General features: G+C 71.8%; 1 protein-coding gene. It reads right to left on the reverse strand.

All coding sequences use genetic code 11. The features are described 5' to 3' along the window. Window positions 1–1,289 (reverse strand): Ig-like domain-containing protein (locus QSK45_RS38010; RefSeq protein ID WP_285563526.1); only part of this gene is annotated, 1,289 nt, incomplete at both ends.

The raw sequence follows: 1,289 nt of genomic DNA on the forward strand, positions 1-1,289 counted from the left end.
CGAAGACGGAGGGGTCGGGCGCCGACGTGAGGGTGGTGGCGCTTGCCGCCGGGGTGACCGTCTGGATGTCCACGAGTGAGGTGGACCCGCTGAAGTCGGCGTCACCGCTGTAGACGGCGGTGAGGGAGTGGGTGCCGACCGGGAGGGTGGAGGTGGTGAGGGTTGCGGTGCCGCCGCTGAGTGTGGCGGTGCCGAGGAGGGTGGCGCCGTCGAAGAAGTCGACTGTACCCGTCGGCGTGCCGGCACCCGGTGGCACGGCAGTCACCGTCGCCGTGAGGGTCTTGGCCTGGCCGAAGGCGGAGGGGTCGGGCGCGGACGTGAGGGTGGTGGTGGTCGCCGCCTGGGTCACCGTCTGGGTGTCCACGGGTGAGGTGGACCCGGTGAAGTCGGCGTCGCCGCTGTAGACGGCGGTGAGGGAGTGGGTGCCGACCGGGAGGGTGGAGGTGGTGAAGGTGGCGGTACCGCCGCTCAGCGTCGCGGTGCCGATGAGGGTGGCGCCGTCGAAGAAGCTGACGGTTCCGGTGGGGGTGCCCGCACCGGGTGGTACGGCGGTGACGGTCGCCGTCAGGGTCTTGGCCTGGCCGAAGACGGAGGGGTCGGGCGCCGACGTGAGGGTGGTGGCGCTTGCCGCCGGGGTGACCGTCTGGATGTCCACGAGTGAGGTGGACCCGCTGAAGTCGGCGTCACCGCTGTAGACGGCGGTGAGGGAATGGGTGCCGATGGCGAGGCTGGAGGTGGTGAGGGTGGCGGTGCCGCCGACGAGGGCGGCCGTGCCGATGAGGGTGGCGCCGTCGAAGAAGCTGATGGTGCCGGTGGGGGTGCCGGCGCCCGGCGGTACGGGGCTCACGGTGGCGGTGAGCGTTTTCGCCTGGCCGAAGACGGAGGGGTCGGGCGCCGACGTGAGGATGGTGGTCGTGGCCGCTTGGATGACCGTCTGGGTGTCCACCGGGGACGTCGATCCGGCGAAGTTGGCGTCGCCGGAGTAGACGGCGGTGAGGGAGTGCGTCCCCACGGCCAGGGTGGAGGTGGTGAGGGTGGCGGTGCCGCCGCTCAGTGTGGCCGTGCCGATGAGGGTGGCGCCGTCGAAGAAGTTGACGGTGCCGGTGGGGGTGCCGGTGCCGGGTGGTACGGCGGTGACGGTCGCCGTCAGGGTCTTGGCCTGGCCGAAGACGGAGGGGTCGGGGGTGGAGGTCAGGGTGGTGGCGGTGGGGAAGGGAGCGGTGGCGGTGATGCTGACGGTCGCGTCGCCGTTGTTCGCGACGTACGCCGCGGTCCCGTCCGGAGTGATC

This window comes from Streptomyces hygroscopicus subsp. hygroscopicus (genome assembly GCF_030269125.1).
Lineage (GTDB): Bacteria > Actinomycetota > Actinomycetes > Streptomycetales > Streptomycetaceae > Streptomyces > Streptomyces hygroscopicus_C.